Genomic DNA, 17,339 nt, shown 5'->3' with positions numbered 1-17,339 from the left:
CTTGTTGCTAGCTCGTATTTTAAAGTTTGAAATAATGCAAGCAATTGTATTTGATATTAAACGCTATGCTGTGCATGATGGGCCAGGGATTCGAACTTCTGTTTTTTTTAAAGGCTGTCCCTTGCGTTGTGTCTGGTGTCATAATCCGGAATCTTATAAGGCAGGTATTGAGCCAATCTGCCGAAGCAATCGCCTGGGGGATATCGAAGTTGCTGATGAGTCGCAGATTGGTAAAGTCTATTCGCTTGACCAATTGATTTTTGAGATAGAAAATGATCAGCTCTTCTTTGATGAATCGGGCGGAGGTGTTACGTTTAGTGGTGGAGAGCCTTTGATGCAAATCGATTTTTTAGAGGGCATACTAAAGGCTTGTAAAGAAAGAGAAATCCATACAGCTTTGGATACCACAGCTTATGCAAAAAGGGACAAACTTGATCGTATTATCGATTATGTCGATCTTTTCCTTTTCGATTTGAAACACATGGTCGATGAGGACCATCGAAAGCACACAGGTGTTTCCAATCAGTTGATTCTGGATAATTTGGTTTATCTGTCAGAAAAAGGAAAGCGTATAATTATTCGTTTCCCTATGATCCCAGGCTATAACGATTCGAAATCAAATATCAATTTGATGCTCGATTTTTTGAACCAATTGCCTAGCAAACCCGAATTTCATATTCTACCCTATCATCGAACCGGACAGGATAAATTCCGACGCTTTGGAATTGAAACAACTATGCCTGACATCCCTTCTCTCTTGGAAGAAGATACTGTTTGGGTACAGAATGTTTTTAAGGCAGAGGGGTATACAGTGAAAGTAGGAGGCTGATTTACAATTAACGATTTACAATTAATAATCAATAATTACTAATTAAGAATATGAACACTAGAATACAAAAATTAAGAGAACAAAGTTTAAATGCAATCAACTGCATATCGCCGGAGCGTGCTTTGTTAATGACCGAATTTTATAAATCAGATGAGGCACAAATGGTTTCTACACCAGTGAAACGTGCCATGTCTTTCCAACATTTTTTTGCAAATAAAAAGATATGCATCAATCCTGATGAACTGATTGTCGGTGAGCGTGGACCAGCACCTAAAGCCTGTCCGACTTATCCTGAAATTTGCATTCATTCATTGGATGATCTCAAGATTTTGAATGAAAGAGAGAAAGTGTCTTTTAAAGTAGATGAAGAAACATTTAAGATATATGAGGATAGTATTATCCCATTTTGGACTGGCAAAACCAATCGGGACAAACTGATTGGGAATATGACTCCTGAGTGGTTAAACGCTTACGAAGCGGGTATTTTTACCGAGTTTCAGGAGCAAAGGGCTCCGGGACACACAGTTTTGGGAAAGAAAATGTTTCAAAGAGGTTTTCTTGATGTAAAAAAGGATATTGAAGCAGCGATAGAGGCGTTGGATTTTTTTTATGACAATGAAGCCTACGATAAGCAGGAAGAGCTGAAAGCCATGGATATTGTTTGCGATGGCATTATCCATTTTGCAAAGCGTCATGCTGATGAACTTGAACGTTTGGCTAAAGTAGAAGAGGATGCTATAAGAAAAGCAGAATTGGAGCAGATGGCTAAAGTTTGTCGCAGGGTGCCTGCGCATGCACCGCAGACAATGCACGAGGCATTACAGCATTATTGGTTTATACATCTGGGTGTGATTTCAGAGCTTAACCCATGGGATTCCTTTAATCCGGGCCGATTGGATCAGCACTTGTTGCCTTTTTACGAGCAGGAAGTCAAGACGGGAAAATTAAGCGAAGAGAGTATGTACGAATTACTGCATGCTTTCTGGATTAAATTCAACAATCATCCTGCACCACCTAAAATGGGGGTGACGGCTAAAGAAAGTAACACCTATACCGATTTCTGTTTGATCAATCTTGGAGGTTTGAAGGAGGATGGTTCTGATGCTGTGAACGAGATGTCATATGTTCTGTTGAATGTGATTGAAGAGATGCGTCTCTTGCAACCAAGTTCGATGGTTCAGTTGAGCAAGAAAAACCCGGATCGCTTTATCAAAAGAGCGCTTCGAATTGTAAAGACGGGTTTTGGTCAGCCTTCAATTTTCAATACCGATGCGGTGATTCAGGAGATGTTGCGTCAGGGAAAAAGTATCGAGGATGCGCGTAATGGTGGCTGTTCGGGTTGTGTTGAAACGGGTGCTTTTGGAACAGAGAACTACAGTCTGAGTGGTTATTTCAATTTGGCTAAGATTCTTGAAGTGACCATGAATAATGGTGTAGATCCACGTAAGGGTAAACTGATTGGTTTGCAAACGGGTGATTTGTCAAGCTTCGACTCTTACGAAGAACTGTTTGCTGCCTGGCAAAAGCAGGTGAAATATTTTGCTGATATTAAACTAAGAGGGAATAATGTGATTGAGCGTTTGTATGCGACTTATTTGCCAGTGCCTTTCCTTTCGGTTTTAGTTGACGATTGTATCAGCAAAGGAAAAGATTATAATGCAGGCGGTGCCCGCTACAATACCTCATACGTTCAAGGGGTAGGTTTGGGCAGTTTGACTGACATGTTGGCTTCTATAAAATTGAATGTTTTCGAAAAGAAGATGTTGAGCCTGACAGAGCTTAAGAAAGCCATGGATGCTAATTTCGAAGGTTACGATCAGTTGCGAAGCGATTTGATTTATAAGACACCCAAATATGGTAACGATGATGATTATGCTGATGATTTAGCTGTGGATATTTTTGAAACTTTTTATGAGGCAATAAATGGCAGACCTACAGCAAAGGGAGGCGTTTTTCGTATCAATATGCTTCCGACGACTTGTCATGTTTATTTTGGAAATATTATGGGCGCTACTGCCGATGGACGTTTGGCAGAAATGCCTCTTTCCGAAGGGATTTCGCCTTATCAGGGTGCCGATACCAAAGGTCCAACAGCCGTGGTGAAATCGGCATCAAAGATTGATCATTTGCGTACAGGAGGAACGCTTCTGAATCAGAAGTTCAGTCCACAGTTTATGGAAGATGAAGCGGGGATCACTCAAGTGATGAATTTGGTTCGGTCTTATTTTCGTATGGATGGACATCATATTCAGTTCAATGTGGTTAGTGCCGATACCCTTCGCGACGCACAGAAAAATCCGGAATCGTATAAAGATCTGATTGTGCGTGTAGCAGGATACAGCGACTATTTTAACGATTTGGGTGAGGATCTTCAAAATGAGATTATCCGCCGAAATGAACACACAGAATTTTAAACATCAACTCAATTAGTTTTAGTTTGGTAAATAGTTGGATTGCTTCTTTAGAGGCAGTTCAACTATTTTAAACTTAACCTTTATTCTTTAACCATATAATATGAAACGACTACTCCTAATCCCCTTATTATTGATTGCATTTATTGTTGGGGCACAAAATGGCGACAAGACTTTTTCGTTGGAAGATGTGACGTTAAAAGGAACTTTCAATGCTCAATCGGTTTACGGCTTGCGTTCGATGAACGATGGCTCGCATTACACTATTCTAAAAGATGGGCAACGAGTTGAAAAATACGCTTACGCTACCGGACAATTGATTGAAGTGCTTTTCGATTTATCTAAGATAGAAAAGACAGATATCAAGCGAATTGATAGTTACCAATTTTCCTCAGATGAGAAGAAACTTTTGTTGGCAAGTAATCGAATTAATATTTATCGCCACTCCTATTCGGCTGAATTTTTTGTTTACGATAGAGAGAATAAGAAATTAGAGGCCCTATCTTCAGGGCGTCAGCAGTTGGCCGATTTTTCACCTGCAGGCGATCAGGTTTGTTTCTTTCGAGAGAACAATTTATTTATTAAAGATCTAAAAACCAATAAGGAGAAGCAATTCACTTTTGATGGCAAATACAATCATATTATTAATGGGGCTCCGGATTGGGTTTACGAGGAGGAATTTTCGTTTAGTAAGGGTTTTCAATGGTCGCCTGATGGAAAGCGCATTGCTTTTATGCGTTTCGATGAATCTCGTGTAAAGCAGTTTAATATGACGGTTTTTAAAGGCCGATACCCGGAGAAGAAAGCCAACGCTTTATATCCTGAAAATTACACTTTCAAATACCCAAAGGCTGGTGAAGATAACTCAGTGGTAAGTATTCATGTTTACGATTTGGCTTCGGATAAAATTCAGGCTATGGATGTGGGTGAGGAGACTGACCAGTATATTCCCAGAATCAAATGGACACATAATCCTGAAGTGTTGAGTCTGGTTCGTATGAATCGTCATCAAAATCATTATGAGCTTTTGTTTGCAGATGCCCAAACGGGTGAGACTAAGCTGATCTACGAAGAGAAAAATAAGGCTTGGATTGATGTGAACGATGATTTAACTTTTACCAAAGATGGAAAATCGATTATTTTAACGAGTGAGAAATCTGGTTACAATCACATTTATCTTTACGATATTGAAGGGAATTTTAAGCGTCAGATTACTAAAGGAAATTGGGACGTGACTCAATTTTTGGGTTATGATGAGGCACACAAGCTTTTTTATTATCAGGCTGCAGCCGTTTCACCTTTGCAACGCGAGATTTATTGTGTTGATATAAAGGGAAAACGAACCAATAAAATGAGTACTGATGTGGGAACGAACTCGGCTGTTTTTTCTAAGGGATTCAAATACTACATTAATTATTTTTCGAATACTCAAACACCAACTTTGGTGACTTTGCATAATGCTAAAGGCAAACAGATTCGCGTGCTTGAAGATAATGCAGACTTGAAAAAAAGAATGGCAGCTTATCAATTGCCGCAACGAGAGTTCTTTTCTTTTAAAACCACAGAAGATGTGGAGTTGAATGCCTTTATGATTAAGCCAACAAACTTTGATGCGACGAAGAATTATCCGGCTTTACTAACTTTTTATGGAGGGCCTGGATCGCAGCGTGTTTTGGATCGTTACCGTTTCGAGTGGTTCGAATATTTGGCTCAGGAAGGTTTTGTGGTAGTTTGTGTTGATAATCGTGGAACAGGAGGTAGAGGAGAAGCCTTTAAAAAATGCACTTACATGCAAATTCAGAATCTGGAAGCCATCGACTTGATTGAAACCGGTAAATATATGGCTGGTCTGGACTATATAGATGGTAATAAAATAGGTGTGTTTGGCTGGAGTTTTGGTGGACAAATGTCTTCACTATGTATGTTTCGTGGAGCGGATGTTTTTTCTGCCGGAATAGCTGTGGCTCCTGTGACAAACTACCGTTATTACGACAGTATTTATTCTGAGCGCTACCTGCGTACACCACAGGAAAATCCCGAAGGCTATGATAAGTATGCACCAATTAGCTTTGCCGATCAGTTGAAAGGGAAATTTCTCTTAATTCACGGGACTTCTGACGATAATGTACACATGCAGAACAGCCTTGAATTGGCAGAAGAGTTGGTTCAGAACAATAAAAAATTTCAAATGCATTTATACACCAATCGAAATCATGGTATTTATGGTGGTAAAACACGCTTGCACCTTTATGGGATGATGACTGACTTTTTAAATGAGAATTTGAAGTAGGAAAGTTAAAAAGATAGGTAAGTTTAATAGCCGGGGGAAGTCGTTCCTTCGGCTTTTTTTATTTTTATTTCCCTCGAATAGTCATTAACTTAGTTAGGAAATAAGTTTAATAGCTATTATTTCCTTTCGATATGGATGATTCCTACCTCGTTAAAGCTAAAGGCTTCATTGGATGTTTTGTCTTTCTGTTGTTTTTCTTCAGCAGTCCCCATCTTATTGCCCAGGATGACGAAACTTGTATGATGTGTCATGACGATCCGTATATTGTCAGAGAAGGGAAGGCTAAAAAACAATCCGTTTGGGTGGATTATCCGCTCTTACTTAAATCCATTCATAAAGATGTAACTTGTATTTCTTGTCATCCTGAAGCGGCTGTTGGTGATGATTGGCCTCATCCTTCTATAATGAAGCCTGTTGACTGTGGAATTTGTCATGAAGAGGCTATGGCTAAATTTAAAGAGGGGATTCATGGTAAAGCCCTTGCTAAAAAGGCAAGATATGCTCCCGATTGTAGAGAATGTCATGGCTGGCATGATATTTTGTCCCATTCTAATCCTGATAGTAGAACTTATAAAATGAATATTCCCATTCTTTGCGGGAGGTGTCATCGTGAAGGTGCCCCTGTGGCTCGAACCTATAAGATTACCGAGCACAATATTTTGGAGAATTATAGTCAGGGTATTCACGGTAAAGGTTTGTATAAAAGTGGTTTGATTGTGACGGCAACCTGCAATAATTGCCATGGGAATCATTTGATTTTGCCTCATACCAATCGGCATTCCAGTATTTCTCTCAACAATATTGCTGCAACTTGTATGAAATGCCATGCAAGAATTGAACAGGTTCATACCAAGGTGATTAATGAACAGCAGTGGGAGAAAAAACCGGGTGCCATTCCCGCCTGTACTGATTGTCATCCTCCTCATGTGGTTAATATCCAGAATATTCTTGAGACGATTTCTGATCGTTCATGTTTGGTTTGTCACGAAAAGAAAGAGATTCATAAAGTGGTTGGATTGGATACCATTCCTCTTCAGGTTGATGTGAATTTTCTGACAAGTTCTGCCCATAACAATATTACTTGTGTAAAATGTCATTCAGATGTTTCTGCCAGAAAGAAACGGCCTTGTGAAACGGCTGGTAAAGTGGATTGCTCCTCTTGTCATGCCGAAATATCAGAGATTTATACTATAAGTGGCCATGGAGTCGCTCATCTCGAAGGGAAAGAATCGGCCCCTTATTGTACCGATTGTCACGGAAAACATCTGATCAAAACCAAAAAGGATGAAACCTCACCTGTTTATCGTCTTTCAATTCCAACACTTTGCGGAGGTTGTCATCGTGAAAATGGGAGGGCAATTCAGCAAACAACACTTAAGGAAGTGGATGCTTATCACGATTATTCTTTAAGTGTTCATGGTAAGGGGATGATTAAAAAGGGACTTTTGTCAAGTGCTGTGTGTACCGATTGTCATACGACCCATTTTGTGCTGAAAGATAGTGACAAAAGATCTTCGGTTTATCCGAAAAATATACCGGCAACCTGCGGGACTTGCCATAGAGGAATTTACAATACTTACATCAAGAGTGATCATAGTATTGTGAATGATAAGGAGAAGGAAAAATACCCGACCTGTACGGTTTGTCATTCGGCTCACCTGATCACCGAGATTGATAAGGATAAATTTATGCATGAAATTACCCATCAATGTGGGCTTTGTCATAAACGTTTGTCGGATACTTATATGGAAACCTATCATGGGAAAGCATATCAGCTTGGTTATTTACAAGCCGCGCGTTGTTCCGATTGTCATGGGGCGCATTCAGATATGAATGTCAAGCATCCCAACTCAGCTGTTGGCTACAACAATATTGTGGCGACTTGTCAGAAATGTCATGAGGATGCCAATATGGGATTTACGGGTTTTTTAACGCATGCCACTCACAATAATCGCGATAAATATCCGGTTTTATATTACACCTTCTGGAGCATGTCTTCGTTGTTGATTTTTGTTTTTGGATTCTTTGGTCTGCACACCTTGTTGTGGTTACCTCAATCCTTAAGGGAGAGACGGAAAAGAAAATTGCATAAACCTAAGGGCAAGGCGGTTTATATTAGACGTTTCACTGATAGTCAGCGGTATACGCACATTTTTGTCATTCTAAGTTTTGTGGTTTTAGCTTTAACAGGAATGATGCTGAAGTTTGCCAATATGCAATGGGCCAGATATCTGGTTGACTTATTGGGAGGTGTTGAGACAGCAGGTATTTTGCATCGTATGGGGGCTGTTGTGACCTTTTCATATTTTGTTTATCATCTTTATAGTCTTGTGCAGAACAAGCGTCAAAGGGGACTGAAATGGTCGGCGTTTATATTTGGCAGACATTCACTCATGTTCAATGGTCAGGATCTTAAAGATTTTTGGGCAAGTTTGAAATGGTTTGTTGGGAAAGGGAAGCGTCCAGAGTACGGACGATGGACCTATTGGGAAAAATTTGATTATTTTGCTGTATTTTGGGGCGTTGCGATTATTGGCTTTACAGGATTGATGTTGTGGTTTCCTGAAGTTTTCACCAAATTTCTACCGGGATGGTTGATCAATGTTGCCCAAATCATACATAGTGATGAAGCCCTGCTAGCTGTAGGCTTTATATTTACCATTCATTTTTTCAATACACATTTCCGTCCCGAATCTTTCCCTATGGATACGGTTATTTTTACAGGGCATGTTTTGCTTGATGAGTATAAAAATGATCGACCAAGAGATTATCAGGAACTAAAAGATTCCGGAAAATTGGATGAGCAGCTTGTCGAAATGGAGATTACAAAAGAAAGACGTCTGTCTGTTAAGCTCTTTGGTTTCTTCTTCCTGTTCCTCGGTTTCTTGTTAATTAGTTTGATTATTTATTCTTTGCTTTTAGGTGTGAAGTAAAGATTATCAGTTTCAGATTGGCGTCTTTTGTCCGGATTTAAGCTGTGAATATTCGGTTTCAAACGGTTCATTTTGTTTCAGCAGATTACCCTCTGTGCTAGATATCATAAGCATTCTTATTCGAAAATGCATTAGTAAAAGAGCGTAAAAAATCGTATCTTATAAAGAATGCAAAAAAATGAATAATGGTATCGAAAGGACATCAACTTGATCATATAGCTATTAGTGTTAAATCGCACATGCTTTTAAAACAACTTTTAAAAGTAAGTCCGATTTTAGAAGAGATTATGAGTCAGGCTAAGAATTCGACGGAAGCTTTGGAGGGAGTTCGGTATTGGGTGCTTGCAGAACTGAAAAAACACGAGGATGCTTATCGGTTTTATAAGGGGAAAGTAAAAGGCCGGGATGCCTATGAGAAATTGTCCTGGCGCGATTTTGCAGCCATTAGAATACTCGACTATATCGATAATGCCGGGCGTGAATTCCATGACCCCAACATTGGGAATGAAAAAGCGGTCACCAACCCTGTTAAATTAATTTGGCTTGCTGTTAACTACGGGACGGGCGGGGCAAAACCCTATTTTTTCAATGATATGCTTTATTTATTTCGTCAGTTTTGTGGCACTTACAAGCGCGAAATACCTGCTCGTGAAAGAATTGAGGCCTGGATGGATCGTTGGTGTACAGGGCTTGATCCCCGAATTATAAAACTCCGGGAAGAAAATAGGGAACGTATTGTTAACGTTCTGATTGAGAAAATAGATTCGGGTGAAATAAAAAGTAAGACTTATATTTTTCCTCCCGACTTGAGCGATGAGCAAAAATATTTTCTGATGCTAAAATGGTGGGATGATTACAGGTTTCACTTAAGCTTTGCGGTTCGTTCCCCCGATTTGTTAAACGAGTTATTGGATGAATCCCTCGACCCCGATTCAATGAAGATTCTTTATAAGGCTGAAAAGAAGGGGATTCCCTTTTTTGTTAATCCTTATTATTTATCCTTACTTCATGTTCGCGTCCCTTATTTTGCGATTGGTGCCGATTTGGCCATTAGGTATTATGTGCTGTATAGTCAACAATTGATTGATGAATACGGCCATATTGTGGCTTGGGAGAAGGAAGATTTGGTTGAGCCTGGAAAACCCAATGCTGCGGGTTGGCTTTTGCCATCGAATCATAATATTCATCGTCGCTATCCTGAGGTGGCTATATTAATCCCCGATACCATGGGACGAGCCTGTGCAGGCCTTTGTGCTTCCTGCCAACGCATGTTCGACTTTCAGAGAGGAAATTTGAATTTTAATCTCGACAAGCTTAAACCTAAAGATAGCTGGCCCGATAAACTAAATCGCTTGCTTGAGTATTTCGAATTTGATTCTCAATTGCGCGATATTTTAATTACAGGTGGCGATGCTTTTATGTGCTCGAATCAATCCTTAAAACAAATTTTGGATGCCGTTTATGATATGGCTGCACGAAAAAAGAAAGCGAATGAAAAGCGCCCGGATGGAGAGAAGTATGCTGAGATTTTAAGAGTTCGTTTGGGAACAAGAATACCTGTATATCTACCCCAAAGAATTAATGCTGAGTTTGTGCAGGTTTTGAAGGATTTTAAACACAATGCATCGCAATTGGGCGTGAAGAAGTTTATTGTACAAACGCATTTTGAATCGCCCATGGAACTGACACCCGAAGCACGGGAGGCGGTGCGTTTACTAAATAACGCAGGGTGGACGGTTACCAATCAACTGGTATTGACTTCGGCAGCATCACGACGGGGGCATTCTGCGAAACTCCGTCAGGTTCTGAATGAAATTGGGGTTTTGAATTATTACACCTTTAGTGTAAAAGGTTATATGGAAAATAGCTTTAATTTTGCCACCAATGAGCGATCGGTTCAGGAGTTAACTGAGGAAAAAAGAATTGGTCAGATTCCGCCTGAGTACGAAGAGGAAATATTCGAATACGCAAATCATGCTGAGGACTTAGTTGATAATATTCGAAATTTGATGCGAAAATTAGCTTTGCCATTTCTTGCGACGGATAGGAATGTTCTGAACCTACCAGGGGTAGGAAAGAGTATGACATTCAGGACGATTGGCATCACTCGTTACGGTCGTCGAATATTGGAGTTTGAGTTGGACAAAACCCGTGCCCACAGTCCGGCTGTACACGAGATGGATAAGGTGATTATTATTGAATCGAAGTCGATTGGAGAATACTTAAACCAATTGGAAGAAATGGGTGAAGAGATTTCCGATTATGAAAGTATTTGGGGTTATTCTATTGGCGAAACCGAACCCCGAATGAGTTTGTTTGAGTATCCTGAATACGACTATAAATTGACCGATGAAGTGACCAACTTGGGAGAGATTGAATAATTTTTTTTTAAGTTGAATAAATATATAGCCTTTGAAAAAATAACTAATTACTATTAATTTAATCAGTAAGAAAAGCTGTGAAAGTAATATGAATTATAAAATCTTTTAAAAATAAGAAAGCCCGTTAATAAAGGTGTTTTTAGATATTATTTAGAATGAATTGAAGGGCTGGAAGCAGGCTTGGGAATCGTAGGATTTGGAAATAAAGGATTTTATCACCTATATTTGTAGCATAGATTTGTCAGCGTAATCAGATCGAAAGAGAGATTGTAAAGGTTCGTTGACAAGATTAAAACAAAAGGATTTCAATAAATTAATGAGGAATCCGGAAATAGAAAAAGCAATATGCAATTGAATACAATCATTATTATTAACGTCATTATTCGCGTCCTAATTGGACATGAATCGAGGTTGTGCATATTAAACTAAACGAAACAAGTTTTACAAAATATTCAAAGCCTCTTCCGAAACGAAGGGGTTTTTTTTTAGATCAGATTATTGTATGTTATCAAGTAAGCTAGTCATTATTATCATTATTATGGTCATCGTCATTATTAAAATGAGGATGAGGGAAAGCGTGCACACACAATAATTCGAACAAATGAATTGATGAGCGCTCTTCCCGAAATGGAAGAGCGTTTTTTTTTGCTTTGACTCCGCTTTATTAAGCGACAACAGACAACTGATAAACGAGATTAGGATAAATAACTTAACATTTAACCAAAATGTATAAAAACCAATTACGCAGCAGCCAAACCACCGAGGGCAGACGCATGGCAGGAGCCAGAAGCTTGTGGCGGGCGAATGGCATGAAAGAGGAAATGTTTGGGAAACCCGTAATAGCCATAGTGAACTCATTTTCGCAGTTTGTTCCGGGGCATGCACACCTGCAGGATGTTGGACAAATGGTGAAAAAGCAGATTGAGAAATCAGGTTATTTTGCTGCTGAGTTCAATACCATAGCCATTGATGATGGTATCGCCATGGGACACGATGGCATGTTGTATTCGTTGCCATCTCGCGAGCTGATAGCCGATAGTGTGGAGTATGTGTGTAATGCACACAAGGTGGATGCGATGATTTGCATATCGAATTGTGACAAGATTACTCCGGGTATGATGATGGCTGCTATGCGATTGAATATCCCCACCGTTTTTGTGTCGGGTGGACCTATGGAGGCTGGCGAATCGAAAGGCGAAAAGCTTGATTTGGTTGATGCCATGGTTAAAGCTGGAGACGATAGCGTGAGTGATGAACGTCTTCAGGAAATTGAAGAATCGGCTTGTCCAACCTGTGGATCTTGTTCCGGTATGTTCACGGCCAATTCGATGAATTGTCTGAATGAGGCTTTGGGATTGGCTTTACCTGGAAACGGCACTTTATTGGCGACACACAAGTTACGCAAGGCTTTGTTTTTGGATGCGGCTGACTGCATTGTGACAATAACAGATGCTTACTACAAGCAGGGCGATGCTAGGGTTTTACCCAGATCAGTTGCCACACGTGAGGCTTTTAAGAATGCAATGACATTGGATATTGCAATGGGCGGTTCAACCAATACGGTGCTTCATCTTTTGGCTATCGCCAATGAGGCCGAAGTTGATTTTACAATGAAAGATATGGATGACTTGTCGCGCCAAACGCCAAACCTGTGTAAGGTCGCGCCCAACTCCGACAGATATTATATCGAAGATGTGAATCGCGCAGGTGGTATCATGAGCATATTGGCCGAGCTGGACAAGGGTGGCCTTTTAAACACCGAAGTGACTCGTGTTGATCAGAAAAGTTTAAAGCAAGCACTTAAGGAATATGATCTGTCAGCAGAAAGTCTGACAGAAAAAGCAAAGGCGATTTACCATGCTGCACCGGGCCGTAGTGGACGTAACTTGAGTTTTGCTTCACAAGCTTCGGAATATAAGCAAGTAGATATTGATAGAGAAGAGGGTTGTATCAGAAGTATTGCCAATGCCTATTCTCAGGATGGAGGATTGGCGGTTCTCTTTGGGAATCTTGCTCCTGATGGTTGTGTGGTGAAAACTGCCGGAGTGGCTGAAGAGGTTTTCAACTTTAAGGGAAGAGCCAAGGTGTATCATTCACAGCGGGATGCTTGCGAAGCCATTCTCACCAGACAAGTAAATGCGGGCGATGTCGTGGTTATCAAGTTCGAGGGGCCAGCGGGAGGACCTGGTATGCAAGAGATGCTTTATCCAACCTCTTACCTGAAAGCCATGGGATTGGGAGCCAAGTGTGCCCTGATTACCGATGGCCGATTTTCGGGAGGCACCTCAGGTTTATCAATCGGACATGTTTCACCCGAAGCTTCAGCGGGAGGCGCCATTGCCCTGATTAAAGAGGGAGATGTGATTGAAATCAGCATCCCAAACCGAAGCCTGAACATTTGTATTTCGGATGATGAATTGCAAGCCCGAAGAAAAGAAGAAGAGGCCTTTGGCAACAAAGCGTTCACACCAAGAGGCAGAGATCGGGTCGTATCGAAAGCCTTACAAGCCTATTCGAAACTGGTCAGTTCAGCAGACAAAGGGGCTGTGCGAAACGTTTAAAATATTCAAAGATAAAGGTTAAAGTGACGATTTGTGCTGTGTGGAAAAATGACTCATCAGTGACTATCGACCAAAGATAAATAACAAACAGAATGGAATTAGCAACAGAAACTCAGGATACGAATACCATGACTAAAGCTACAGAGCATTTATCTGGTGCAGAAATATTAGTTAGAAGTTTGATTGAAGAAGGTGTCGACAGCATATTTGGTTATATCGGTGGGGCGATTATGCCTGTATACGATGCCTTATACGATCATCAGGATGAACTGCAGCACTATCAGGCGCGTCACGAGCAAGGGGCAACTCATGCGGCACAGGCCTATGCGCGAATCAGTAAAAAGCCAGGTGTTTGTTTCACAACATCGGGACCGGGAGCCACCAATGTTTTGACCGGATTGGCAGATGCTTATCTGGATTCAACCCCACTTGTAATTATCACCGGACAGGTAGCCAGTGGCTTTTTGGGATCGGATGCTTTTCAGGAAACCAACATGATTGGTTTATCCATGCCGGTTACGAAGTGGAATTTTCAAATTACCAAAGCCGAAGAGATTGCAGAGGTGATGGCTAAAGCTTTTTATATCGCGCGCTCGGGGCGCCCGGGGCCTGTTTTGGTTGATATCACCAAGGATGCACAGATTGCAACAGCGGATTATAAATATAAAAAGTGTGATTTTATTCGCTCATACCAACCTGTACCGCAGCTGGATATGAGCCAGATAGTAGCAGCAGCCGAATTGATCAATAATGCGAAGAAACCCTTATTGCTTGCTGGTCAGGGAATTCTTTTATCAGGAGCAGAAAAGGAGTTGATGACCTTTGTTGAAAAGACTCAGATTCCGGTGGCTTGTACTCTTTTGGGCTTGTCGTCTTTCCCGACGTATCACCCCCTCTATGTGGGCATGTTGGGTATGCATGGTAATTACGGACCTAATAAAAATACTAACGAATGTGATGTGTTGATTGCTGTGGGTATGCGTTTCGACGATAGGGTAACAGGTGATACCGCGAAATATGCCCGACAGGCCAGGATTATTCATATTGATATTGACCGATCGGAACACAATAAAAATATAAAGGTTGATGTGCCCGTATTGGCTGATGCCAGACAGGCTTTAAGTGAATTGAATAAATTGGTTAAGGGAGTAGAGAAGCTTGAGTGGATGGACACTTTTAAAGCTTACCATCAGCTTGAATTTGATAAGGTAATCAGGAAACAAGCCTATTCGGACAGGGAGCAGATTAATATGGCTGAGGTGGTTCGATTGGTGTCGGAACAAACTAAGGGAGAGGCTGTTTTGTGTACTGATGTGGGGCAGCATCAGATGGCCTCAGCGCGTTATTATGAGTTTAAGAAACCCAATACACAGATTACTTCAGGCGGTTTGGGAACCATGGGATTTGGTTTGCCTGCGGCCATTGGAGCACAGATTGGAGATAAAGAGGCCACGGTTGTTTCCATATCAGGTGATGGTGGTTTTCAGATGACTTTGCAGGAATTGGCTGTAATCAGACAATACAATTTGCCAGTGAAAACCATTGTTTTGAATAATTCATTTCTGGGTATGGTTCGACAGTGGCAGGATTTGTTTTTTGACCAACGTTTTTCATGTACCCGATTGGATAATCCTGACTTTGTTAAGATTGTGGAGGGCTACGGCATACAAGCGAAACGGGTTAGTAAACGGGATGAGTTGGATGCTGCGATCAGGGAAATGTTGGAATCACCCAATGCCTATTTTCTTGAGGTTGTTGTCGAAACCGAATCAAATGTATTACCCATGATTGCACCGGGAGCAGCCGTTTCGGATATGAGACTGGAGTAAAGTTAAAATAAGGAACTAAAATTTAAAGAGATGAAAGAATATACAATAACCGTTTTTTCGGAAAACAATATTGGTCTCCTAAATGAAATAACCATCGTTTTTTCAAGAAGAAAGATCAATATTGAAAGTCTGACTGTTTCGGAGTCAGAGGTAAAGGGAGTGTCCCGATACACGATTGTCGCCTTCATGGACGAAAGTAAAGTTGAGAATATTGTGCTTCAAATTGAAAAGATTATTGGCGTTTTCAAAGCGATTTATTTCGAAGCAGAAGAGATCGTTCATCAGGAGGTCGCTCTGTTTAAAATTTCAAATTCAACCCGTTTGAATGGGAATCTTGAGGCTCTGGTCAGAAATTATAATGCAAAGATTCTAACGGTGAGTACTGATTTTATGGTGATTGAGAGAGTAGGTTATAAGGCCGAAAATCAAGACTTGTTTGAGGAGTTAGAGCAATATGGCGTATTGCAATTCGCACGATCTGGACGCGTTGCGGTATCTACCTTGAAGAAAGATTTTACAACATATTTAAAGGAATTGGCTGAAGCCAGTTAAGGCTAATTTCAGAATGATGAATTCTGATTTTAGAATTGGAAATAAAAATTGAATAAATAATAAAATGGGATAAAAGATGTATGAATTTGGTTTTCAAATCTTATATCCCGGATAAAAAATTAAAAAAGATGGCAACAATAAATTTTGGAGGAACAGAAGAACAGGTTGTAACACGAGAAGAGTTTTCATTGGAAAAAGCGCGTGAAGTGATGAAAGACGAAACCATTGCTGTTATCGGTTATGGTGTACAAGGACCGGGACAGTCTCTAAATCTGAAAGATAATGGTTTCAATGTCATCGTTGGACAACGTAAAGATTCCAAAACCTGGGATAAGGCAGTCGCTGATGGCTGGGTTCCCGGTAAAGATCTTTTCGAGATCGAAGAGGCTTTGGATAGAGCGACTGTTATTCAGTATCTATTGTCAGATGCGGGCCAGATTGCTGTTTGGCCAACAGTTCAGAAATATTTGAAGCCCGGGAAGGCGCTTTATTTCTCTCACGGATTTGGCATTACTTATAAGGAGCGAACCGGTATTGTACCTCCGGCTGATGTTGATGTGATATTGGTTGCACCAAAGGGTTCTGGCACCAGTTTGCGTCGTATGTTTCTTGAGGGACGTGGATTGAATTCGTCTTATGCCATCTTTCAGGATGCAACAGGTCGTGCTTTCGATCGTGTGGTTGCGTTGGGTATTGGGGTTGGTTCGGGTTACCTTTTCGAAACCACTTTCAAACGTGAAGTTTATTCTGACCTGACAGGTGAGCGTGGTACTTTGATGGGATGTATTCAGGGAATCTTTGCAGCTCAGTACGATGTTTTGCGTGCTAATGGTCATTCGCCATCAGAGGCTTTCAATGAGACGGTTGAAGAATTGACCCAGAGTCTGATGCCTTTGGTTGCTGAAAATGGTATGGATTGGATGTATGCCAATACATCGACAACCGCTCAGCGTGGCGCACTGGATTGGTGGAAGCCTTTCCGTGATGCAACCAAACCCGTTTTCGAAAAGTTATACAAGGAGGTTGCTGCCGGAAACGAAGCGCAACGTTCCATCGACTCGAACTCTCAGGAGGACTACCGGGTGAAATTGGATGCTGAATTGGAAGAGTTACGTGATAGTGAAATGTGGCAAGCCGGAACTGCGGTTCGTAAGCTTCGCCCGGAGAACAACTAAGTAAAGACTTAGTTGATTAGGTGTAAGACATATTTACACCTTGTTAATTTGCAATTAACTATTGGTTCCCCATACCCATTTTGGGGTGCCAATAGTATAAATGTTAAGTCGATTTAATTAAAAAAAGGATGTTGAATAACCCATTCAGTTCGAAATAGATTTGATTTTTAAGTTTCAGTCTTTTAGGTGTTTGATTAATGTTTGTTTATATGAATTTGAATCCCGAATTGATTTGAAGATCGTAATTGAATCGGATAAATTGTTTTCACTCAAGTTGTATAGTTTTTAGGTTTGTTCGGCCATCGGGAAAAGAGACTCGATGAGATATATCGCAGTAAAGAAAATATCATGAAGATGAATCTTATTCTTATTGGTTTA

The 17,339-nt window shown here is 40.6% G+C and carries 9 protein-coding genes; all 9 read left to right on the top strand.

What is annotated here, in order from left to right:
• Positions 1 to 34: 34 nt before the first annotated feature.
• The gene (locus EO244_RS00950; RefSeq protein ID WP_206734435.1) at positions 35 to 829 is read left to right on the top strand and encodes a glycyl-radical enzyme activating protein; all 795 of its coding nucleotides are present in this window, start codon (positions 35 to 37) and stop codon (positions 827 to 829) included.
• A 50-nt stretch (positions 830 to 879) separates the two neighbouring features.
• Positions 880 to 3,243, top strand: a complete 2,364-nt coding sequence (hypD, locus tag EO244_RS00945) for a trans-4-hydroxy-L-proline dehydratase (protein WP_129252048.1) — start codon at positions 880 to 882, stop codon at positions 3,241 to 3,243.
• Positions 3,244 to 3,343: 100 nt separating this feature from the next.
• Positions 3,344 to 5,530: a S9 family peptidase gene (locus EO244_RS00940; RefSeq protein WP_129252046.1), complete on the top strand. Its 2,187-nt coding sequence runs from the start codon at positions 3,344 to 3,346 to the stop codon at positions 5,528 to 5,530.
• A 131-nt stretch (positions 5,531 to 5,661) separates the two neighbouring features.
• Positions 5,662 to 8,463 carry a cytochrome c3 family protein gene (locus EO244_RS00935; RefSeq protein WP_129252044.1) on the top strand — a complete coding sequence of 934 codons (2,802 nt, stop codon included), beginning with the start codon at positions 5,662 to 5,664 and terminating at the stop codon, positions 8,461 to 8,463.
• Positions 8,464 to 8,648: 185 nt separating this feature from the next.
• Entirely contained in the window at positions 8,649 to 10,844 is a 2,196-nt protein-coding gene (locus EO244_RS00930) for a KamA family radical SAM protein (RefSeq protein WP_129252042.1), read from the top strand.
• Positions 10,845 to 11,569: 725 nt separating this feature from the next.
• Positions 11,570 to 13,405, top strand: a complete 1,836-nt coding sequence (ilvD, locus tag EO244_RS00925) for a dihydroxy-acid dehydratase (RefSeq protein ID WP_129252040.1) — start codon at positions 11,570 to 11,572, stop codon at positions 13,403 to 13,405.
• A gap of 92 nt (positions 13,406 to 13,497) precedes the next feature.
• Entirely contained in the window at positions 13,498 to 15,234 is a 1,737-nt protein-coding gene (gene ilvB / locus EO244_RS00920; protein ID WP_129252038.1) for a biosynthetic-type acetolactate synthase large subunit, read from the top strand.
• Positions 15,235 to 15,264: 30 nt separating this feature from the next.
• The gene (gene ilvN, locus EO244_RS00915) at positions 15,265 to 15,786 is read left to right on the top strand and encodes an acetolactate synthase small subunit (RefSeq protein ID WP_129252036.1); all 522 of its coding nucleotides are present in this window, start codon (positions 15,265 to 15,267) and stop codon (positions 15,784 to 15,786) included.
• 128 nt (positions 15,787 to 15,914) lie between these two features.
• On the top strand, positions 15,915 to 16,961 hold the full coding sequence (gene ilvC, locus EO244_RS00910; RefSeq protein ID WP_129252034.1) for a ketol-acid reductoisomerase: 1,047 nt from the start codon (positions 15,915 to 15,917) through the stop codon (positions 16,959 to 16,961).
• Positions 16,962 to 17,339: the final 378 nt, after the last annotated feature.

This window comes from Ancylomarina salipaludis, assembly GCF_004122035.1.
Taxonomy (GTDB): Bacteria; Bacteroidota; Bacteroidia; order Bacteroidales; family Marinifilaceae; genus Ancylomarina; species Ancylomarina salipaludis.
Note: the sequence above shows the minus strand (reverse complement) of the source record. Positions and strands in the feature narration are given on the sequence as shown.